This window comes from Bacteroides faecis (genome assembly GCF_020091505.1).
Taxonomy (GTDB): domain Bacteria; phylum Bacteroidota; class Bacteroidia; order Bacteroidales; family Bacteroidaceae; genus Bacteroides; species Bacteroides faecis.
This window is the reverse complement of record NZ_CP081916.1, coordinates 4,103,965-4,124,300: the sequence shown is the minus strand read 5'-3', so window position 1 is coordinate 4,124,300 and position 20,336 is coordinate 4,103,965. Positions and strand designations below refer to the sequence as shown.

Genomic DNA, 20,336 nt, shown 5'->3' with positions numbered 1-20,336 from the left:
ATATTATTTAAACTTGTCTTTCAGTGTATTACTGGGTCTGTATGACAATACCAGTTTGGGAGGAACCAGCATGCGCTGCTTGGTGGACGGATTGATCGAAATACGTTCCGCCTTTTTCTTCACTTCGAAAGAACCGAAGCCCTGTATGGCAATCACATTTCCATCTTCCAGTTCCTGTGTCATATCAGACAATAAAGAACTTATCAGTTCAGAAGTGTCTTTGATAGTATATCCCAGTCTGTCTGCCAGTTCCGATGTAAATTCCTTATTATTCATACTTGTTCATTATCTTTGCATATAAATCAAAATCGTCCGCGTCGGTTACTTCTACCCGATAGAATTGCCCGATTTCAAGTTCCTCTCCAGAATGGCTGATCAACACCTCCGGATCTACCTCCGGTGAATCAAACTCTGTACGTCCGATATAATAATCTCCCTCGATCCGGTCGATGATCACTTTCATCTGCTGACCGATTTTCGCTGCGCTCAATTCTGCTGAAATACCTTGCTGGATATCCATCAGTTCATCCAGTCGGGCTTGCTTAACCTCCTGTGGTATAGAGTCTTCATATTGTTTGGCGGCATAAGTTCCTTCTTCTTCAGAATAGGCGAAAGCTCCCATTCTGTCAAAACGCGCTTTGCGCACAAACTCTTTCAGCTCTTCAAAGTCCTCCTCCGTTTCTCCCGGATGTCCTACCATCAGCGTGGTGCGCAGATGAATGCCCGGCACTTCTTTACGGAATTGCTCAATCAACTTGTAGGTATCTTCCTTGCCTACTTGCCGGCGCATTAATTTCAGCATATTATCGCTGATGTGCTGCAAGGCAATATCCATATATTTGCAGACATTATCACGTTCACGCATTACACGGAATAAATCCGTTGGAAAATGTGCCGGATACGCATAATGCAAACGAATCCATTCTACGCCCGGTATTTCCGAAATACGTTCGATCAATTCGGGCAACATTTGCTTTTTATACAGGTCAATTCCGTAATATGTCAATTCCTGAGCAATCACCTGAAACTCTTTTACTCCTTGCGATACCAGATACCGTACCTCGTCCAGAATTTCTTCTATCGGCTTGGATATATGATGTCCGGTGATAATGGGAATAGCACAATAAGAGCATTTGCGGTCGCACCCTTCTGAAATCTTCAGATATGCATAATGCTTGGGAGTCGTCAAAGTACGCTCAATGTATAATTCCTCATGATATGTTTTTCCCAAGTCATGCAAAAGTTCTTTCCAGTTGAATTTACCGTAGAACTTATCCACCTGTGGAATTTCAATAGCCAGTTCTTGCAGATAACGTTCGGAAAGACAACCCATTACAAAAAGTTTCTTCAGATCGCCTTCTTCTTTTCTTTCTGCAAATTCCAGAATCATGTTGATAGACTCTTCTTTCGCGTCGCCGATGAACCCGCAGGTGTTGATCACCGCAATTTCCCCTTCCGGTTTTTCAGTATCATGAGTTACGCTATATCCTGCTTCTTCCAGCTGACGCATCAACTGCTCCGAGTCTACTAAATTTTTGGAACAACCTAAAGTAATAATATCTATTCTCTTTCTTTTCATGCATTCTCTCCAAACAGGGAATCAACAAATTCATTCTTGCGGAAGACCTGTAAATCTTCCATGCCTTCACCCAATCCGATATATTTTACAGGAATCTTGAACTGGTCGGAAATTCCGATGACCACTCCGCCTTTAGCAGTTCCGTCCAGTTTGGTGATCGCCATTGCGGTCACTTCCGTAGCTAAAGTGAACTGCTTGGCCTGCTCGAACGCATTTTGTCCGGTAGAACCATCCAGTACCAGCAGCACTTCGTCCGGTGCATTGGGAACTACCTTCTTCATGACGTTTTTAATTTTGGTCAACTCATTCATCAAGCCTACTTTGTTGTGCAGACGACCGGCTGTATCGATAATTACCACATCCGCATTGTTGGCAACGGCAGAACTCAGTGTGTCGAAAGCGACAGATGCAGGGTCTGCACCCATTTTCTGTTTGACAACAGGTACACCTACCCTTTCACCCCAAATCATCAACTGCTCTACAGCAGCTGCGCGGAATGTGTCGGCTGCACCCAGATAAACAGATTTGCCCGCTTTCTTGAATTGATAAGCTAATTTTCCGATTGTTGTTGTTTTACCTACCCCATTTACTCCCACTACCATAATTACATAAGGCTTTTTCTCGATAGGTACATCAAAGTCTGCTACATCATCCGAATTATTCTCGGTCAAAAGGGCAGCAATCTCATCGCGCAGTATATGGTTCAATTCCTGCGTATTCACATATTTGTCTGCGGCAGCACGTTTTTCGATACGTTTGATAATATTCAAAGTTGTCTCTACCCCCACGTCCGATGTGATCAAAACTTCTTCCAGATTATCCAATACTTCGTCGTCCACTTTCGACTTACCGGCCACAGCGCGAGCGATTTTACTGAATACGCTCTCTTTGGTTTTAGATAATCCTTTATCTAAAGTTTCCTTCTTCTCCTTTGAAAAAAAACTAAAAAATCCCATATCAACAGTTATTTGTATAATACATTATGCTACAAAGATATAACAAAGGATTGGAAAAGTAAAAAAAGAAGCAATAAAAAATCCCCTCACTGTTTGCCAATGAGGGGATTTTGTATTTATAGCGATTTAAGCTATTCCGATTATTTTTTGAAAAAGTCTTGTACTTTTTCGTTTGCAACCATTTGCTCATCAAAAATGTAAGCTCCAGTTTTCGGAGATTTCACCATTTTGATAACCTTGGTATAAGCACGACCTTCTTTAGAACCTTCGTGCAAACTTGCTACTGTTTTCTTTGCCATGGGTTATACTATTATTATTTAATTTCCTTATGTACTGTTACTCTCTTCAGAATCGGGTTGTATTTCTTCAACTCAAGTCTTTCAGTTGTATTTTTTCTGTTCTTAGTTGTGATATAGCGAGATGTTCCCGGCATTCCACTCTCTTTGTGTTCTGTACATTCCAGAATCACCTGTACTCTGTTACCTTTTGCTTTCTTTGCCATTGTAAGTTTTCTCCTCTACGTTTAGCCGATTACTTTAATGCTTTTCCAATCACAGAAACCTTTAGCTACTGCATCGTTCAGTGCAGCGTCCAGTCCCTTTTTGTTGATGATACGCAGACCGTTAGCGCAAAGGCTAAGGCTGATCCAACAGTCTTGTTCTACATAATAGAACTTTTTGTTAAACAAGTTCAAATCAAAGGTTCTTTTAGTTCTTCTCTTTGAGTGTGAAACATTGTTGCCAATCATGGCTTTCTTTCCGGTAATTTGACAAATCTTCGACATTTCTATCTTATTTTTATAGTTTTATATCTATACTTATTTCAAACAGGACGCAAAGTAAGCACTTTTATCCGTATAAAACAAGAATTTCTTAAAATAATTCACTTGTAGACACCAATTTTTCCTTATTTGAGCAAATCACGAAGAATTAATAGGGCATTATTGCCTGCTCTTTCAATATTCATGGCTCTTCCACGGTTTGTTTCCTGCCTGTAAGTACGAATTTCATTTTTATAACCAGCGGCTATCCAAACGGTGCCTACCGGCTTCTCCGGAGTTCCTCCTCCGGGGCCTGCTATGCCCGAAGTTGCGACGGCGCAGTCAGTTTTCATCGCTTTCATCGCTCCTTTTACCATTTCGGTTACAGTCTGCTCACTTACAGCACCATACGTTTCCAGTGTTTCCGGCGAAACATGAAGCAAGTTCATTTTTACTTCATTGGAGTATGCTACTATTCCTCCGTTAAAATACTCCGAGCTTCCGGCAATGGACGTCAGGCGTGCTGCAATGCTTCCTCCGGTACAACTTTCTGCGGTGGAAACGGTTAAATTCTTCTTTTTCAGAAGTTCGCCCACGATTACTTCCAAAGGAATATCTTCTTCACAGAAAATATCATCGCCGAGTATCGCTTCCAGTTTGGCTTGTTCGCGATTCAGTGCGTTTTCTACTTCTGATTTCTTTTGTCCGCGTCCGGTCAGCCGCAGGCGGATAATGCCAAGTTTGGGCAGATATGCCAGCTTGATGCTTTCCGGCAGGGCTGTTTCCCATGGTTCCAGCTTTTCGGCAAGTACGGATTCGGGATAATGCTGCACTTGAAACGTCCGGTGCATGATTACATCCGTCCGAAACTTCTCATGCAGCTTAGGCAGTACGGATTCTGTCATAACGGTTGTCATTTCCTGCGGAACTCCCGGCATGGACACAAGCACTTTTCCTTCTTTTTCGAACCAGCTGACAGATGCGCTTCCCACCGGATTGTTGATAACCGTGCAATCTTTGGGAACCATTGCCTGGCTCTTGTTCAGCGCATTCATCGGTATTTTTCCGGCAAGCACTCGTTTTACGTTTTCAAATACTTCTTCACTGAATATCAGTTCCGTATGAAAGTATTTACAGAGAGTCTGCTTGGTGATATCATCTTTTGTCGGGCCCAGTCCTCCGGTCACCAAGACAATATTCACCCTTTTCATCGCATTATCTACTGCCTCCATGATCTCTTCTTCGCGGTCACGGATGGAAACGATGCGTAGTACTTCGATACCTATCTTATTTAACTCCTGCCCCATCCAGGCAGAATTTGTATCGACCACCTGCCCTATCAGCAGTTCGTCGCCAATGGTAATAATCTCAGCAAACATCTTTTTTCTACGTTAATTAATAGAATATGTTACCTATATTAATAAGGTATATATGCTATGTTTAGTCATTTTGTTTACTTCGTTTCTTCGTTTCACGTACGTGGTCCTTTCGTTCCATGTATGTGAGCCGAATGGATCATGTACGTGAAGTGAGCGGTCCATGCACGTGAAACGGAGAAATGCTATAAACAAAGGTTCTTAATGAAGGCTTCTTATATCCTTCTTCTTCCTTTGTTTACCTATTATATATAGGTGCATTTTATTTTTTGGTAAGGCTTCTTTGTGTCGCCGCTTAGCTGATTGGTGTCACTTTTTCACCGTTTGCCGTCACTATTATTACTTCCGTCACTTTAATTGTCACCGCTTAATCTGCTATATTACAGTTTGTTATTGTATAAAGTGACGGGTGACAGCAAAAAAACAACTTTATAGAGTGACGCGTGAATAAGCCGGAAGATCAATGGAGCAGAAATCCTTATCCAGATATTTGAAGTATCCGGTAATGGCAATCATAGCTGCATTGTCGGTAGTATAGCTGAATTTAGGAATAAAGATATTCCAGCCATACTTTTCGGCATGTTCCCGGAAAGAGTTGCGCAAGCCATTGTTGGCAGAGACTCCACCGGCTACGGCTACTTCTTTAATCTTATATTCTTTGGCGGCTTTCCGTAATTTGTCCATCAGGATATCTACGACGGTTGCTTCCAGAGAAGCGGCCAGGTCCACTTTATGATGTTCGATGAAGTCAGGATCATCTTTCAGCCAGTCGCGCAATGAGTACAGGAATGAAGTCTTCAGTCCGCTAAAACTGTAATCCAAGCCCGGAATATGAGGTTTGCTGAAAGTATATGCTTTCGGATTTCCCTGGCGTGCCAGTTTGTCAATAATCGGACCACCCGGATAGCCGAGTCCCATCACTTTGGAACATTTATCAATTGCTTCTCCGGCAGCGTCATCAATCGTCTGACCGAGAATCTCCATATCATTATAGGCTTTTACTAATATAATCTGTGAGTTACCTCCGGATACCAACAGGCAAAGGAACGGGAATTTCGGCTGTATATTCTCTTCTCCTTCTGCTTTAATAAAATGAGCTAAAACATGTCCTGTCAAATGATTAACATCTATCAGAGGAATGCCTAGAGAACGAGCGAACCCCTTGGCGAAAGAAACGCCTACAAGCAAAGATCCCATCAATCCCGGTCCGCGTGTGAAAGCTACCGCACTCAGTTCTTCTTTGGTAACTCCTGCCCGTTTCAGTGCTTCGTGTACTACCGGAACAATGTTTTGTTGATGCGCCCGTGAAGCTAGTTCGGGTACTACTCCACCGTATGCTTCGTGTACGGCTTGACTTGATACCACATTTGACAGCAGATAACCATCCTTGATTACGGCTGCCGACGTATCATCACAGGAGGATTCAATTCCTAATATTATTGCACTCATAAGTTTTTAAACTATTAAACGGTGCAAAAGTAATGATAAAACTACGATTCATAACGAACTATTTTATATTTTTGTTCGCTAAATAAAAGTTATCGCTTATCAGAACGCTGAAAAAGACTGTACGCTGGGTAGTTGGTATTGTACTGGGAGTATATATCGGGACTATTGTTTTGCTGAATATTCCAAATGTTCAGCAAGCAATGAGTGCATTTATTGCCAAGGAATTATCCGAAGTACTGAACACACGCCTGACTATCGGCAAAATCAATATCGGTTTATTGAACCGTATTATCATTGATGATGTGCTGCTCGATGATCAGAGCGGCAAGGAAATGCTTAAAGTGACCCGTTTGTCCGCCAAGTTTGACATCCTTCCCTTCTTTAAAGGAAAGATTTCCATCAGTAGTGTCCAGTTGTTTGGCTTTACCATCAATCTGAACAAACAGACTCCCGACTCTCCTCCGAACTTCAAGTTTGTGCTGGATGCTTTCGCTTCGAAAGATACCGTGAAAAAGGAAAGTTCGCTGGATTTGCGTATCAACTCCGTGCTGATTCGTCGGGGAAGGATGGCTTATCATGTGTTATCTGAGGAAAAAACTCCCGGAAAGTTTAATGCCAAGCATGTCCAGCTTCAGAATATCATAGCCAACATCTCTCTGAAGGCTATGAACAGGGACTCTTTGAATCTTGGTATCAAACGATTGAGTTTTGACGAAAAGGCTTCCGGATTCTCTCTGAAGAAACTGAGTCTGAAATTGGTTGCCAATGACAAACAGACCAATATTGAGAACTTTGCTATCGAGCTGCCCGAAACTTCGCTGAAGATGGATACCATTCATTTGGTGTATGACAGTCTGAAAGCTTTTGATCAGTTCTCGGAGAAGGTTCACTTTTCTTTCCGCACCCTGCCCTCGCAGATTACGTTGAAAGATATTTCTCCTTTTGTACCGGTGTTGTCGCATTTCAAAGAACCGATAACATTGGATATGCAGGTAAAAGGAACGGTAGACCAACTCACCTGCTCCCATCTGGAGATTACGGCTGATGACCGCCAGTTCCGGCTTTCGGGAGATGTATCGCTTCAGGAACTTTCGAATCCGCAGGATGCGTATGTGTACGGGAAGCTTTCCGAACTTTCTGCCAATAGTCGCGGAGTCAGTTTCCTGGTCCGCAATTTGAGCAGTAATTACAATGGAGTACCTCCACTTCTGGAACGTTTGGGCGATATTGATTTCCGTGGGGAGATTTCCGGATACTTCACTGATCTGGTTACCTACGGGCAGTTGCGTACAGGGCTTGGCAATGTAAAGACTGACTTAAAGTTGAGTTCCGACAAAACTAAGGGATTGTTTGCTTATTCCGGTGCTGTGAAAACGGAAGAGTTTGGGCTGGGTAAGCTGTTGAATAATGACAAGTTGGGAGAAATCACTTTTAATCTGGATGTACATGGACGGCATATTGAAAAACAGCTTCCTGCCGTAGAGTTGAAGGGATTGATCGCTTCCGTGGAGTATAGCAGATATAAATATGAGAATATTACGCTGGACGGAGAATATAAGCAGGGCGGATTCAACGGAAAGATAGCGCTGGATGATCCGAATGGTTCCATCTATCTGAATGGAGATGTGAATGTAGCATCCAAGGTTCCTACTTTCAACTTCCTTGCCGTTGTCGACAAGGTTCGCCCCTATGACCTCAATCTTACGCCCAACTATCAGGATGCGGAGTTCTCGCTGAAGGTAAAGGCCAACTTCACCGGCGGGTCTATCGACGAAATGATCGGAGAGATTAATGTGGATAGTCTGGAGTTCAGGGCACCGGATAAAGAGTATTTCATGAAAAACATGAATGTGCGGGCTACCCGGCAGGACAATGAGAATCAGCTTAAACTGACTTCCGAGTTTCTGACAGCAAGCATAGCCGGGAAATTCCGCTACCATACATTGCCGGCAAGTATTCTCAATATCATGCGCGGGTATATTCCGTCTTTGATACTGCCGCCAAAGAAGCCGATAGAAACGAACAATAATTTCGCATTTGATGTGAATATATATAATACGGATATTTTATCTACGATATTTGATATTCCGCTGACTGTATATACACATTCTACGGTGAAAGGATACTTTAATGATGCTTTGCAGCGACTGCGCGTAGAAGGTTACTTCCCTCGTCTGCAATACAAGAATAACTTTATCGAGTCGGGTATGATTCTGTGTGAGAATCCTTCGGACCATATCCGTGCGAAGGTTCGTCTGACCAGTCTGAAAAAGAATGGGGCCGTGAACCTCTCTCTGGATGCACAGGCCAAAGAAGATAAAGTCAGCACCACTTTGAACTGGGGAAATAACGCCACAGCGACTTATAGCGGAAAGTTGGCTGCCGTCGCACAATTCCTGCGTACGGCAGGCGAAAAGCCTTTGTTGAAAGCGATGGTGGATGTGAAGCAGACTGACGTAATATTGAATGATACGCTTTGGCAGATACATCCTTCACAAGTAGTGGTAGACTCCGGCAAGGTAGATGTGAATAATTTCTATTTCAGTCATCATGACCGTTATGTACGCATCAACGGAAGGCTTTCCGACAATCCTGCGGATACCGTCAAGGTGGATCTGAAGGACATCAATATGGGGTATGTATTTGATATTGCAAATATTTCCGATGATGTAAACTTTGAAGGAGATGCTACGGGAACTGCCTACGCCAGCGGCGTGTTCAAGAAACCTGTGATGAATACCCGTTTGTTTGTCAGGAACTTCTCGCTCAATCAAGGGCGTTTGGGTGATCTGGACGTATACGGTGCCTGGGATAATGAGAAAAGAGGTATTTATCTTGATGCATCTATTCAGGATATAGCGCCGTCGCCATCACGGGTCACCGGTATGATTTATCCGTTGAAACCGGAAAGCGGACTTGATCTGAACATCGATGCCCACGAACTGAATCTGAAATTCCTCGAATTTTATATGAAATCAATAGCACAGGATATAAAAGGAAGAGGAACGGGAAAGGTTCATTTTTACGGAAAGTTCAAGGGATTAAATCTGGACGGGGCTGTCATGACGGATGCTTCTATGAAGTTTGATATTCTGAATACCCGCTTTGCCGTTAGAGATACGATTCGCCTGGCTCCTACCGGACTGGAGTTCAACAATATGCACATTGCTGACCTGGAAGGACATTCGGGAACAATGAACGGATATTTGCGTTTCAAGCATTTCAAGAATATTAATTACCGTTTTGAGATTCAGGCTAATAATATGCTTCTGATGAATACGAAGGAATCGACGGATATGCCTTTTTATGGAACGGTGTATGCTACGGGAAATGCGTTGCTCGCGGGTAATGCAATACAGGGGCTGGACGTAAATCTCGCGATGACGACCAACCGGAATACGGTGTTCACTTATGTCAATGGAAATGTGGCATCGGCTGCCAGCAACCAGTTTATAAAGTTTGTAGACAAAACTCCCCGTCGCAGCATTCAGGATTCGATTCCGGTCATTTCCTATTTTGAGCAGATGCAGCAGAAGCGTCAGGCGGACGAAGAGGAGCACCAGACAGATATCCGTCTGAACATTCTGGTAGATGCTACCCCCGATGCTACCATGAAAATTATCATGGACCCTATTGCCGGAGACTACATCAGTGCAAAGGGGACGGGAAATATACGGACGGAGTTTTATAATAAAGGAGATGTGAAGATGTTCGGCAATTACCGCATCAACCAGGGAATCTATAAGTTCAGTTTGCAGGAAGTAATTCGCAAGGATTTTATCATCAAAGATGGAAGTACCATTACTTTCAACGGTGCTCCTTTGGATGCGAATATGGATATTCAGGCTTCGTATACTGTAAATTCCGCTTCATTGAATGATTTGAATCCCGATGTTTCTTCCATTGCCCAACAGACCAATGTACGGGTAAATTGTATCATGAATCTAAGTGGAATCTTATGGCGGCCAACCATTAAGTTGGGTATCGAACTTCCGAATGAAAGAGATGAAATTCAGACATTGGTACGTAACTATATTAGTACGGAGGAACAGATGAATATGCAGATTCTATATCTGCTGGGTATCGGTAAGTTCTATACGGAAGATGCTGCACGGAATAATCAGAATTCGAATGTGATGTCGTCGGTGCTCTCTTCTACCCTGTCCGGTCAGCTGAACAATGCCCTGTCGCAGGTTTTCGAAACTAATAACTGGAATATCGGTACCAATCTGAGCACGGGTGATAAAGGATGGACGGATATGGAAGTGGAAGGTATCTTGTCCGGTCAGTTGCTGAATAACCGTCTTCTGGTCAATGGTAATTTCGGATACCGCGATAATCCAATGGCGAATACGAACTTTATAGGTGACTTTGAGGCTGAATGGCTGATTAACCGTTCGGGGGATATCCGCCTGAAAGCTTACAATGAAACAAATGACCGTTACTACACAAAGACAAATCTTACTACGCAGGGAGTCGGTATTATGTACAAGAAAGATTTCAATAAATGGAGCGATCTTTTCTTCTGGAATAAATGGAAGCTGCGTAACAAACGGAAACGTGAAGAAACAGAAAAGGTACAACAGCAGCAGACGGACAGTATTGCCGATGATAAAGCAAAGTCGGAACTAAAGAGAAAGCGGGCGCAGAAATAAAAACAAATAGTGACACTATACCAACCGGATAGTGTCACTATTTGTATAAAAGGGTGTCTTATCTCATTTAAGAATCGTACCGTCTGCGGCTATCTTGATATTTATATCCGGAGTGTTATTTCCTTCCAGCTCAATCAGATAATAAGCTGTTCCTGCTGCCATTTCGAAATATTCCGCATCATCAATCTGATATCCTGCATACTGGTTACTGATGGTAGTAGTCACTGCCACAGGCAGTTCGTTTTTCCGCACATCCCATGAGGTAGAATACCATTCTCCATTTTTATCAAACAGAACCTCTTTAGAAGTATTGCGGTTGATGTCACTGTCGAAATGGATGATATCAACTTCTGTAAATCCATAATCCCAGTCGCTTTTATCATTTTCCACATCGACTTCCACGATTCTGGCCCCTGCATATTTCTCTTCAATAAAAGTCTTCATGGCAGCAGACAGTTGAGTAGTCGGAAGATGGCTGTTCTCATCATCTGTATCTGCGATGCTTTTAATCAGCACTCCGTCGGCAGAATAATATAAATCGATTTCCTGATTCTGGTTTTCCACTTCGATGACGTAGACTGTTTCGATGCCTTGGCGTTCGAGCTTATCCACATCATCCTTCTTCCATGTCTTGTATTCACTGGTTTCAAATGCGCTCTTTACCGGATCAGGCAATGCAGTATACGGAATATCCGTTTCCGTCATGTGCCAGTTGCCATCCGTAGTAAACCATGCAGATGCCTCATATCCATCATAAAAGTCTGCTACGTAATATCCTGCTTTCGTTTCCCATTTCACATTTTTGACGTTGGGGTACTTAGAAGAAAATGCTTCTTGCAATGCGGCAGGAACAGCAATTGAGTCATCGTCATCGTTGTCACAGCTGTGCAGGCTCCAAGCTGCACAAAATGCTATCAATAATGTATAAATTCTCAGTTTCATGGTTATTGTTGATTTTAAGAAGATTAATTATCAATATCAATCAGATTAAACTTCAGGTCAAATTTAAGTTCTGTACGGTTGGAAAGTTTTACTTCGTAATCTTTCTTATCACGTTCTATCTTCAGCACCTTTGCATCCGGATAATGGGTCGTTACATATTTCTGGATGGCGGCAGGGATAATGGGCACAGGTACGGAGGAATGTTTACAGTCTACTTCTTCCCAGTTTCCCTTCTTGTCAAATTCTACTTTATTGCCATTCGTGAAAATCACTTCATAGCTTTTGTAAAGGAAATCACTTTCCATTTTCGCCAATGCCACTTTACTGTCGGAGAAATGCTGTTTGATAAACTGTTGCGCCAATTGTGGCATTTGAGTTACCTGAATTGGTTTATCATCATCTGCACGTGCTACTGTCTGTAGAGTGAACAAGCATACTAATAAGAATACTAACTTTTTCATAATCATTGTTTTTTTAATTGGTTTTACTGATTTCATTTAATTTATAATGCAAAGATGAGAGGAGAATCTGAAAAGATTTGGGAATTTTGAGAGAAATCTAAAAAAAATAAAGGAAATTGCTCTTATTATATTCTTTTGTTTCTTTTAACAGCAACTAATAAATACATCGCTTATTTTTGCAGGCACAAATTGGGCAATATTCATATTAAATCAACCATAAGAACTTTCGTATGACTATGAGAACAAATTGTTTTTTATTATTAACCATTTTGCTGGGAATACTTCCCATGAGTAACACACACGCTAACGACTCTATTCCTAAAAGCGTGATTTTGTACACACCTTACACAAAAATCTCCGTTTCACCGGGGGCGTCTATTGACTACAGCATCGATCTGATTAACAACACAGACAAGTTGATGAATGCCAATCTTTCTGTCAGTGGCCTGTCGAGCAGCTGGAAGCATGAAATGAAATCCGGCGGCTGGAACCTTAGTCAGCTGGCAGTACTCCCTAAAGAAAAGAAGACCTTTAACTTAAAGGTAGAAGTCCCCTTAAAAGTAAGTAGAGGCAGTTACCATTTTGTAGTGTCTGCCGGAGAAGCACAACTCCCCTTGAATGTCGTTGTAGCACAGCAAGGTACTTATCAGACGGAATTTACCACCGACCAGCCCAATATGCAGGGGAACTCCAAATCGACTTTTACTTTTAATGCCACACTGAAAAATCAGACTGCCGATCAGCAACTGTATGCACTGATGGCTAAGGCACCGAGAGGATGGAACGTCATTTTCAAACCTAACTATAAGCAGGCAACTTCTGCACAAGTAGAAGCCAATAGCAGCCAGAATGTAAGTATCGATATCACTCCTCCTGCCAATGTAGAAGCAGGCAGCTATAAAATTCCCGTACGTGCCGCCACAGGCAATACTTCGGCAGAACTGGAACTGGAAGTAGTTGTTACCGGTTCATATCAGATGGAACTGACCACTCCGAGAGGGTTATTGAGTGCCGATGTGACTGCCGGTGATACCAAAAGAATTGAACTGGAAATTAAAAATACAGGTTCTTCCTTATTAAAAGACATCCAACTGTCCGCTAATAAGCCGGTAGATTGGGATGTTACTTTCGAACCGTCAAAGATAGAAATGCTGAAAGCCGGAGAAACTGCTACCGCCGTAGCTATCCTGAAGGCCTCTAAAAAAGCGCTCCCGGGTGATTATGTGACTACTATGATGGCCAAGACTCCGGAAGTGAATGCGGACGCACAGTTCAGAATTGCAGTAAAAACTCCGATGATATGGGGATGGGTAGGCGTCTTGATTATTCTGGCCACTATCGGTGTTGTCTACTATCTGTTCCGTAAATATGGAAGGAGGTAAATCATGGGCGAACAAGTGATCGTACTTACCGAATTAACCAAACAATACGGTAATTTTACAGCTGTAGATCATATTCGCCTGAGTATCCGGAAAGGAGAAATATTCGGTTTGCTGGGTCCGAACGGTGCCGGAAAGTCAACTACTATTTTGATGATGCTGGGATTGACGGAACCTACATCGGGAGTTGTCGAGATATGTGGGATTAATTCTACTACACATCCTATTGAAGTCAAGAAGAAAATCGGCTATTTGCCCGAGGATGTAGGATTCTATGACGACATGACCGGGCCGGAGAACCTGATGTATACAGCACGGCTGAATGGCATTCCGGATAAGGAGGCGAAAGTAAAAGCGCTGGAACTGATGAGACGTGTAGGGCTTGAAGACCAGCTCAAAAAGAAAACCGGAAAGTATTCCCGTGGTATGAGACAACGTCTGGGACTAGCTGATGTGCTTATTAAAAATCCGGAAATCATCATTCTGGATGAACCGACTTCGGGAATTGACCCTGCGGGTGTTCAGGAATTTATTGAACTGATCCACTGGCTGAGTAAGGAAGAAGGATTGACCGTACTGTTTTCTTCTCATCATCTGGATCAGGCACAGAAAGTGTGCGACCGAGTGGGATTGTTCAGTAACGGTAAAATACTTGCTTTGATCGACATGGCGGAGCTGAAAGACAAGAAGCAGGATTTGTCTGATATTTATAACCATTATTTTGAGGAAGGAGGAGAAGGACATGAGTAAAGTCAATCATCCTTTTTGGGTTATCGTTCATAAGGAAGTGTCCGACCATGTCAGAAGTTGGCGTTTCCTTATTCTGATCGGTATCATAGCGCTTACTTGTATGGGATCGCTATATACGGCGCTTACTAATATTGGTGCGGCTATCAAACCGAATGATCCGGATAGTTCGTTCCTCTTTTTGAAGTTATTCACAGCTTCGGACGGGACTCTCCCCTCTTTTGTGCTGTTTATTAACTTTCTGGGCCCTTTGCTGGGAATTGCTTTGGGATTTGATGCGGTCAATTCGGAGCAGAATAAGGGGACATTGAGCCGTATGCTGTCTCAGCCTATTCATCGCGATTGCATCATTAATGCGAAGTTTGTGGCTGCTCTGATTGTAATAGGTATTATGCTGTTTGTGCTGGGCTTTCTGGTGATGGGATTCGGATTGATTGCCATTGGTATTCCTCCTACAGCGGAAGAATTCTGGAGAATTGTTTTCTTTCTCATAACGAGTGTCTTCTATGTAGCTTTTTGGTTGAACCTGGCCATCTTGTTTTCACTCCGTTTCCGTCAGGCAGCCACTTCTGCACTGGCATCCGTAGCTGTATGGCTGTTTTTCAGTGTCTTCTATACGATGATTGTGAATCTGGTGGCAAAAGGGTTAAGTCCGTCGCAGATGGCATCTCCTTATCAGATTATCAGTTATCAGAAATTCATTCTTGGTTTGATGCGGCTGGCACCCAGTGAGTTGTTTAATGAAGCTACCACTACGCTGTTGATGCCTTCCGTCAGAAGTATCGGACCACTAACGATGGAGCAGGTACAAGGAGCTATTCCGAGTCCGCTTCCGTTGGGACAGAGTCTGCTTGTTGTCTGGCCGCAGCTTACAGGGCTGATTGCGGCAACGGTTATCTGCTTTGCCATTTCATATATTATGTTTATGAGAAGGGAGATCCGGTCACGATAATATAGAAGAGTTCAGACTTAAATTACTGTTTATGATGTAATTTTGAGAAATGAAGAATGATGAATGATGAATTACTTTGCAGCGTGATAGCGCAGCCAATTCATCATTCATCATTCTTCATTTCCGTTCGGACTGACCCGATAAAAGTTGTTATAGTAAAACCAGCTTTTTGTTTTTTTAGTTCTTGCTGGAGATTTCAAAGCAATGTTCTCCCTGTTCGAAGTAATACCGTAGATTCAACTGTTGCAGGCGGCAGATAGAATCGGTTATTGCCAACCCTAACCCGGTAGATCCTTCTTTCTTATGACCCTGATAGAAACGTTCGAAGATTTGGTTCTCATCCAGTGGCTGTTTTTCTCCGGTATTGCGGAAGGTGATGCTATGTCTGGTTATTATGATCCGGATATGTCCTCCGTCTACGTTATGTACGAATGCATTTTTTAGCAGGTTTGTCAGCAAGGCAATAGCCAGAGACTCGTTCATTGTAACATGGAAGTCTGCCTGTTCTGTAATGCTTACTTCTATGTTCTTGTAGTCGTAGACTTCCTTATAATCCTCCAGATATTGCTTAAGGAGTACGTTTAAGTCTACATCTTTGGTATCAGTAAACTGGCCGTTGTCTATTTTAGAAAGTAGCAATAATGATTTATTCAGTTTGGTGATATACTCTAGTGTCTGATGAGTTTTCATCAACTCCTCAAGCTGGTTCTCGGACAAAGAATCATCTTCCATCAGCATTTCCAGCCGGTTACGGCAGATAGCAAGCGGTGTCTGGATTTCATGCGAGGCATTTCCGATAAATTGCTTCTGTTGCTCGAACATTTGTTCGGTTCGGTCCACATAGCGGGCGGCTGCATCATTCAGTTTTCGGAATTCTGTAATACGGGTATCATTTTTCAAGGGTTTGTTTTTCTTTCCGGTCTGATAGCCGTCCAACCAATGAAGAAGTACGTACAGAGGTCGCATATTGCGATAAAATACCCATACGGATATAATGATGATGCAAAGTAGCAGGGCTACATACAGGAAGATAATCCAGACCTGAATTGCACTTTTCAAGTCGTCTTTCTCGATGCTGGGGGTAGATACAGTCAGTTCATAATAACGCCCTTCGTTATCCTTGAAGATGGTGGTCAGGATACGTGCCGGCTCTGTTTCTTCTTTTTCTACGATGTATACCATAGAGTCTTTATATTGGATATCTTCCTGACTCTTTGCGCATTCTTCGGTTATTTCCTTCAGATAATACTGATTGTTGGAACCATTGTTTTTGGAAGGCAGCTCCTCTCCTGCCAGTGCGCGGATAATGATTGTTTCCGAATAGTCTTCCAATGAATCATCCACTTCGTCATTGACTTCATCGATCATCGTAACATAGAAGAAGACTGCCCAGACAGTTAAGATAAGAGTCAGAGCCAGTGTGATACGAAGAATGATATAATATATTAGTTTCATGGATGATAGCTCCTTGTTTTTTTATTATTCTACAATCATTTTATAGCCGAATCCGTAGACAGCTTTGATTTCGATATTGGCTCCTGCATCTTTCAGCTTTTTGCGGAGATTTTTGATTTGCGCATAAATAAAGTCAAAGTTGTCCACTTGGTCAATATGGTCTCCCCATACTGATTCTGCCAGTGTGCTTTTATTGACCAGGCGACCGGGACGATTTATAAAATAAAGCAGAATATCATATTCTTTTCTGTTTAGCTCCAGTTCCTGTTCGTCGACAAAGACCCGATATTTGTCGGGTTCTATCCGTACATTTCCCTGACGGATGGTGATCTCACCGTCGTGCTGGTTACGACGGATGACACTTTTGATCCGGGCATTCAGTTCGGCCAGATGAAAAGGTTTAGGGAGGTAGTCGTCCGCTCCCAGTTCCAGTCCTAAGACTTTATCTTCCAACGAGTCTTTGGCGGAAATTATAATCACATTTTCCCGCTTATGAAGAGCTTTCAGGCGTTCGAGAAGTTCAAGGCCACTCCCATCCGGCAGCATAATATCCAGTAAGACACAATCATAGTCGTAATCTTCAATTTTACATAATGCACTGTTGAAGTCTCCTGCTGTTTCTACAACATAACGCTCTTTTTCAAGTGAGCGCTGGATAAGTTCTCTTAAAGAGGGTTCGTCTTCTACAATTAATATCTTCATAAAATCTTCTCCTTTCTTCTTTTTTATCTGTTACAAAGAAAAGGGATATTTCTGAAATAAAACTGAAATGGATAAAAAAAGAGTCCGAAATTCAAAATCGGATTCCGGACTCTTGCTTATAATGAAGCAGAAACGTCTTTTTTAATAAGAACGTGCAAAGACTACACGGCAAGCGGATGGTTTACCCGTTACCATACATTTTCCCGGTTCCTTATCTCCTGCAACGTATGAATCGAAAGGAATACAACGAATCGTTGCTTTCGTATCTTCTTTAATTTTTTCTTCTGTTTCGGTTGTTCCGTCCCAATGAGCCAGAATGAAACCGCCTTCTTCTATTTTCTCCTTGAATTCTTCATAAGTATCTACGGTAGTAATCTTAGAATTGCGATAATCCAATGCTTTCTTGTAGATATTTGCCTGAATCTCTTCGAGTAGTTTCTGGACGTATGTTTCGATTCCATCGCAAGTAACTGTTTCTTTTTCCAGTGTATCGCGGCGCATTACTTCCATTGTATTGTTCTCGAGGTCACGTCCTCCCATCACCAGGCGAACTGGAACACCTTTCAGTTCATAGTCAGCAAATTTGAAGCCCGGACGTTTGTTATCCGCATTGTCATACTTCACGGAAATACCTAATGCTTTCAGTTTGGCAACAATTCCTTCTACTTTGGTGTCGATTTGTTTCAGTTGATCGTCATTCTTGTAGATAGGAACGATTACTACCTGAATCGGAGCCAGATGTGGAGGTAATACCAAACCGTTGTCATCAGAGTGAGTCATAATCAGAGCACCCATCAGACGGGTAGAAACACCCCATGAAGTAGCCCATACATATTCCATCTTATTCTCCTTATTCACAAACTGAACATCAAATGCCTTGGCAAAATTCTGTCCAAGGAAGTGGGATGTACCACTTTGCAATGCTTTTCCATCTTGCATCATAGCTTCGATAGTATAAGTGTCAAGTGCGCCGGCAAAACGTTCGTTAGCCGATTTCACACCTTTCACTACCGGAACGGCCATGTATTTTTCAGCAAATTCACCGTAAACGTTCAGCATTCTGATAGCTTCTTCCTCTGCTTCTTCGCGAGTGGCATGAGCAGTATGCCCTTCCTGCCAAAGGAATTCGGCAGTACGCAGGAAAAGACGGGTACGCATTTCCCAACGAAATACGTTCGCCCACTGATTACAGAGAATAGGCAGGTCACGATAAGACTGAATCCAGTTTTTATAGGTATTCCAGATGATTGTTTCTGATGTTGGACGAATGATCAGTTCCTCTTCCAGTTTTGCAGCAGGGTCTACTACCACGCCGGAACCATCTTCTGCGTTTTTCAAACGGTAATGTGTCACTACGGCACATTCTTTAGCAAAGCCTTCTACATGTTCAGCTTCGCGGCTCAGGAATGATTTCGGAATTAATAACGGGAAGTAAGCATTCACGTGTCCTGTTTCCTTGAACATATCGTCCAGTTGACGTTGCATCTTTTCCCAGATTGCGTATCCGTAAGGCTTAATCACCATACATCCGCGTACGGCAGATTGCTCTGCCAAATCAGCTTTTACCACCAAATCATTGTACCACTGCGAGTAGTTTTCGCTACGTTTGGTAAGGTCTTTCAGTTCTTTTGCCATTATATTTTTCTATTTAAGTTTTCTTGATTGTTAAAACAAGGTGCAAAAATACGAAAAAGGAACGAACTGTGCTTATTCTTCCTGCATTAATTTTATATGGAGTATTCAGTTCTTGGTAAGAGTGTCATCTGAAAGTTGCAAGCAGATATTACTGAAATGCCCATTCTGTTTTGTTATCCTCCTTTCTGACGGGTTTTAATTAATAAATTTTATCTTTTTAATTCGTATTATAGGGAGAAAAGCGTCCCGGTGGCTCCGTTACCGTATGCCACCGGAAAAGCTGTTTTTTATCGTGCCTTGAAAGGACGGCACGGACGTATTATTCCGCGTAAACCGGACCTTGGTGAGTCACCGGATTCCACGGGTTAATCGTTCCGGTAACCTTCACGTTGGAACGGGTAATCTCTACCTCATAAATGTATTCATTGCCTGCTTCAAAAGTTACAGTGTCTACGTTCCAGGTGTACGTATCCGAGCCTATCTCGAAATCTACCGTCACCGCTCCGGCACTGTAGCCGGCAGGCAGGATGATGGCGTCGTAGGTGGCGTCGAAGTTTGCGGTGGGGGTGGCGAGCTTGCGCGGGGTAATATCCGCGGGGTTTTCCGGTGTGCCGTGCTGTTTACCCGTCTTCAGGTCGAAGGTGCTCACGGTGTTCATGCCGTGGATGGTGACTTTGGCACCGTCGAGGTTGGCGACTCCCACGCTGGCATCCAGCTTGCAGTTCATCGTCAGTTTAGAAAGGCAGTGGCCGAAGGTGAAGGCGACGGTGGCGTTTCGTACCTTGTTATATCCTTTGCCGTTGTCGTTGTTCGCCTTTGCCCACATCAGGTCGAAGGCGGGTTGCGTGGCATCGGTCTGGGCGGTTCCTATCGTGACGGGGAACGGTGTGTCGAGGGCGGCACCGTCCGTGTAGGGATAGTAGGAGATAAAGTCCACCGGGCTGTTATCCATCGGATAGTAGATTTCCTGACCTATGACGGGTGAAAAGTTTTCTTTACCGGTCGTGGTGCGGAACTGTCGGTTGGAGTATATCTCGGCGATGTGCTCCGTGCCGTGGTCCACCATAAAGATACCGATGTCGTCGTTCGGCCCCCAAGTGGTGCCCGAGGCGCGGGTTCCGGGGGTTGCCACTACTGCCTCGTTGCCGATGGCGGCGGTGAAGCGTACTTGTCCGTCGTTATTCACATTCATTTCGTCGTCGCTGCTGCACGACACGAGGCACACTGCACTGGCGAGCGCGCACATTGTCATTAAGTTTTTCATTACATTCATAGTCATAATTTTTTT

At 43.1% G+C, this 20,336-nt stretch carries 18 protein-coding genes; 4 read left to right on the top strand and 14 right to left on the bottom strand.

All coding sequences use genetic code 11. From position 1 onward, the window contains the following. Window positions 1-3 precede the first annotated feature (3 nt). The 8 genes from K6V30_RS16060 to tsaD all read right to left on the bottom strand — a co-directional run bounded on the left by K6V30_RS16060 (window position 4) and on the right by tsaD (window position 6,120). Window positions 4-276 (bottom strand): HU family DNA-binding protein, encoded by a 273-nt coding sequence (locus K6V30_RS16060; protein WP_010537999.1) that lies wholly within the window; start codon window positions 274-276, stop codon window positions 4-6. Then, window positions 269-1,579, bottom strand: a complete 1,311-nt coding sequence (gene rimO / locus K6V30_RS16055; RefSeq protein WP_055268884.1) for a 30S ribosomal protein S12 methylthiotransferase RimO — start codon at window positions 1,577-1,579, stop codon at window positions 269-271. The genes K6V30_RS16060 and rimO overlap by 8 nt, the downstream gene beginning before the upstream one ends. Beyond that, window positions 1,576-2,535 carry a signal recognition particle-docking protein FtsY gene (ftsY, locus tag K6V30_RS16050; RefSeq protein WP_010537997.1) on the bottom strand — a complete coding sequence of 320 codons (960 nt, stop codon included), beginning with the start codon at window positions 2,533-2,535 and terminating at the stop codon, window positions 1,576-1,578. Before ftsY ends, rimO begins: the two co-directional genes overlap by 4 nt. A gap of 140 nt (window positions 2,536-2,675) precedes the next feature. Continuing rightward, window positions 2,676-2,834: a DUF4295 domain-containing protein gene (locus tag K6V30_RS16045; protein ID WP_010537996.1), complete on the bottom strand. Its 159-nt coding sequence runs from the start codon at window positions 2,832-2,834 to the stop codon at window positions 2,676-2,678. A 14-nt stretch (window positions 2,835-2,848) separates the two neighbouring features. Then, window positions 2,849-3,037: a 50S ribosomal protein L33 gene (gene rpmG, locus K6V30_RS16040; protein WP_008761579.1), complete on the bottom strand. Its 189-nt coding sequence runs from the start codon at window positions 3,035-3,037 to the stop codon at window positions 2,849-2,851. Window positions 3,038-3,058: 21 nt separating this feature from the next. Then, the gene (rpmB, locus tag K6V30_RS16035; protein WP_008765736.1) at window positions 3,059-3,319 is read right to left on the bottom strand and encodes a 50S ribosomal protein L28; all 261 of its coding nucleotides are present in this window, start codon (window positions 3,317-3,319) and stop codon (window positions 3,059-3,061) included. Window positions 3,320-3,441: 122 nt separating this feature from the next. Then, complete coding sequence (locus tag K6V30_RS16030; protein ID WP_010537995.1) at window positions 3,442-4,674, bottom strand: competence/damage-inducible protein A; 1,233 nt, start codon at window positions 4,672-4,674, stop codon at window positions 3,442-3,444. A 426-nt stretch (window positions 4,675-5,100) separates the two neighbouring features. Then, entirely contained in the window at window positions 5,101-6,120 is a 1,020-nt protein-coding gene (tsaD, locus tag K6V30_RS16025) for a tRNA (adenosine(37)-N6)-threonylcarbamoyltransferase complex transferase subunit TsaD (protein WP_010537994.1), read from the bottom strand. A 200-nt stretch (window positions 6,121-6,320) separates the two neighbouring features. Between tsaD and K6V30_RS16020 the strand changes: the two genes are divergently transcribed. Continuing rightward, window positions 6,321-10,775: a translocation/assembly module TamB domain-containing protein gene (locus tag K6V30_RS16020; protein ID WP_055268885.1), complete on the top strand. Its 4,455-nt coding sequence runs from the start codon at window positions 6,321-6,323 to the stop codon at window positions 10,773-10,775. Between the two features lie 63 nt (window positions 10,776-10,838). On the opposite strand, the gene K6V30_RS16015 is transcribed toward K6V30_RS16020, so the two are convergent. Together K6V30_RS16015 and K6V30_RS16010 are read right to left on the bottom strand one after the other, a co-directional pair. After that, complete coding sequence (locus tag K6V30_RS16015; protein ID WP_055268886.1) at window positions 10,839-11,717, bottom strand: PepSY-like domain-containing protein; 879 nt, start codon at window positions 11,715-11,717, stop codon at window positions 10,839-10,841. A 23-nt stretch (window positions 11,718-11,740) separates the two neighbouring features. Next, complete coding sequence (locus K6V30_RS16010) at window positions 11,741-12,178, bottom strand: PepSY-like domain-containing protein (RefSeq protein WP_055268912.1); 438 nt, start codon at window positions 12,176-12,178, stop codon at window positions 11,741-11,743. A gap of 230 nt (window positions 12,179-12,408) precedes the next feature. On the opposite strand from K6V30_RS16010, the gene K6V30_RS16005 reads away from it, so the two are divergent. Genes K6V30_RS16005 through K6V30_RS15995 form a run of 3 tightly spaced genes read left to right on the top strand, consistent with a single transcriptional unit; the run spans window position 12,409 to window position 15,256 of the window. Further along, a complete protein-coding gene (locus K6V30_RS16005; protein WP_010537990.1) occupies window positions 12,409-13,560 on the top strand; it encodes a COG1470 family protein in 1,152 nt (383 codons plus the stop codon). Window positions 13,561-13,563: 3 nt separating this feature from the next. Further along, a complete protein-coding gene (locus K6V30_RS16000; protein WP_055268887.1) occupies window positions 13,564-14,307 on the top strand; it encodes an ABC transporter ATP-binding protein in 744 nt (247 codons plus the stop codon). Beyond that, window positions 14,300-15,256 carry an ABC transporter permease gene (locus K6V30_RS15995; protein ID WP_010537988.1) on the top strand — a complete coding sequence of 319 codons (957 nt, stop codon included), beginning with the start codon at window positions 14,300-14,302 and terminating at the stop codon, window positions 15,254-15,256. Before K6V30_RS16000 ends, K6V30_RS15995 begins: the two co-directional genes overlap by 8 nt. 177 nt (window positions 15,257-15,433) lie before the next feature. Here the strand turns inward: K6V30_RS15995 and K6V30_RS15990 are convergent, their stop codons facing one another. The 4 genes from K6V30_RS15990 to K6V30_RS15975 all read right to left on the bottom strand — a co-directional run bounded on the left by K6V30_RS15990 (window position 15,434) and on the right by K6V30_RS15975 (window position 20,321). Then, entirely contained in the window at window positions 15,434-16,711 is a 1,278-nt protein-coding gene (locus tag K6V30_RS15990) for a sensor histidine kinase (RefSeq protein ID WP_010537987.1), read from the bottom strand. Window positions 16,712-16,735: 24 nt separating this feature from the next. Continuing rightward, window positions 16,736-17,413: a response regulator transcription factor gene (locus K6V30_RS15985; RefSeq protein ID WP_010537986.1), complete on the bottom strand. Its 678-nt coding sequence runs from the start codon at window positions 17,411-17,413 to the stop codon at window positions 16,736-16,738. A gap of 141 nt (window positions 17,414-17,554) precedes the next feature. Continuing rightward, complete coding sequence (gene proS / locus K6V30_RS15980; protein WP_055268888.1) at window positions 17,555-19,048, bottom strand: proline--tRNA ligase; 1,494 nt, start codon at window positions 19,046-19,048, stop codon at window positions 17,555-17,557. Window positions 19,049-19,367: 319 nt separating this feature from the next. After that, window positions 19,368-20,321 (bottom strand): fimbrillin family protein, encoded by a 954-nt coding sequence (locus tag K6V30_RS15975; RefSeq protein ID WP_168166630.1) that lies wholly within the window; start codon window positions 20,319-20,321, stop codon window positions 19,368-19,370. Window positions 20,322-20,336 lie beyond the last annotated feature (15 nt).

What these genes read in the sequence shown, in the direction of transcription:
- K6V30_RS16060 (WP_010537999.1), bottom strand. Translation starts at nt 276, where the DNA reads ATGAATAATAAGGAATTTACATCGGAACTGGCAGACAGACTGGGATAT.
- rimO (WP_055268884.1), bottom strand. Translation starts at nt 1,579, where the DNA reads ATGAAAAGAAAGAGAATAGATATTATTACTTTAGGTTGTTCCAAAAAT.
- ftsY (WP_010537997.1), bottom strand. Translation starts at nt 2,535, where the DNA reads ATGGGATTTTTTAGTTTTTTTTCAAAGGAGAAGAAGGAAACTTTAGAT.
- K6V30_RS16045 (WP_010537996.1), bottom strand. Translation starts at nt 2,834, where the DNA reads ATGGCAAAGAAAACAGTAGCAAGTTTGCACGAAGGTTCTAAAGAAGGT.
- rpmG (WP_008761579.1), bottom strand. Translation starts at nt 3,037, where the DNA reads ATGGCAAAGAAAGCAAAAGGTAACAGAGTACAGGTGATTCTGGAATGT.
- rpmB (WP_008765736.1), bottom strand. Translation starts at nt 3,319, where the DNA reads ATGTCGAAGATTTGTCAAATTACCGGAAAGAAAGCCATGATTGGCAAC.
- K6V30_RS16030 (WP_010537995.1), bottom strand. Translation starts at nt 4,674, where the DNA reads ATGTTTGCTGAGATTATTACCATTGGCGACGAACTGCTGATAGGGCAG.
- tsaD (WP_010537994.1), bottom strand. Translation starts at nt 6,120, where the DNA reads ATGAGTGCAATAATATTAGGAATTGAATCCTCCTGTGATGATACGTCG.
- K6V30_RS16020 (WP_055268885.1), top strand. Translation starts at nt 6,321, where the DNA reads ATGAGTGCATTTATTGCCAAGGAATTATCCGAAGTACTGAACACACGC.
- K6V30_RS16015 (WP_055268886.1), bottom strand. Translation starts at nt 11,717, where the DNA reads ATGAAACTGAGAATTTATACATTATTGATAGCATTTTGTGCAGCTTGG.
- K6V30_RS16010 (WP_055268912.1), bottom strand. Translation starts at nt 12,178, where the DNA reads ATGAAAAAGTTAGTATTCTTATTAGTATGCTTGTTCACTCTACAGACA.
- K6V30_RS16005 (WP_010537990.1), top strand. Translation starts at nt 12,409, where the DNA reads ATGACTATGAGAACAAATTGTTTTTTATTATTAACCATTTTGCTGGGA.
- K6V30_RS16000 (WP_055268887.1), top strand. Translation starts at nt 13,564, where the DNA reads ATGGGCGAACAAGTGATCGTACTTACCGAATTAACCAAACAATACGGT.
- K6V30_RS15995 (WP_010537988.1), top strand. Translation starts at nt 14,300, where the DNA reads ATGAGTAAAGTCAATCATCCTTTTTGGGTTATCGTTCATAAGGAAGTG.
- K6V30_RS15990 (WP_010537987.1), bottom strand. Translation starts at nt 16,711, where the DNA reads ATGAAACTAATATATTATATCATTCTTCGTATCACACTGGCTCTGACT.
- K6V30_RS15985 (WP_010537986.1), bottom strand. Translation starts at nt 17,413, where the DNA reads ATGAAGATATTAATTGTAGAAGACGAACCCTCTTTAAGAGAACTTATC.
- proS (WP_055268888.1), bottom strand. Translation starts at nt 19,048, where the DNA reads ATGGCAAAAGAACTGAAAGACCTTACCAAACGTAGCGAAAACTACTCG.
- K6V30_RS15975 (WP_168166630.1), bottom strand. Translation starts at nt 20,321, where the DNA reads ATGAATGTAATGAAAAACTTAATGACAATGTGCGCGCTCGCCAGTGCA.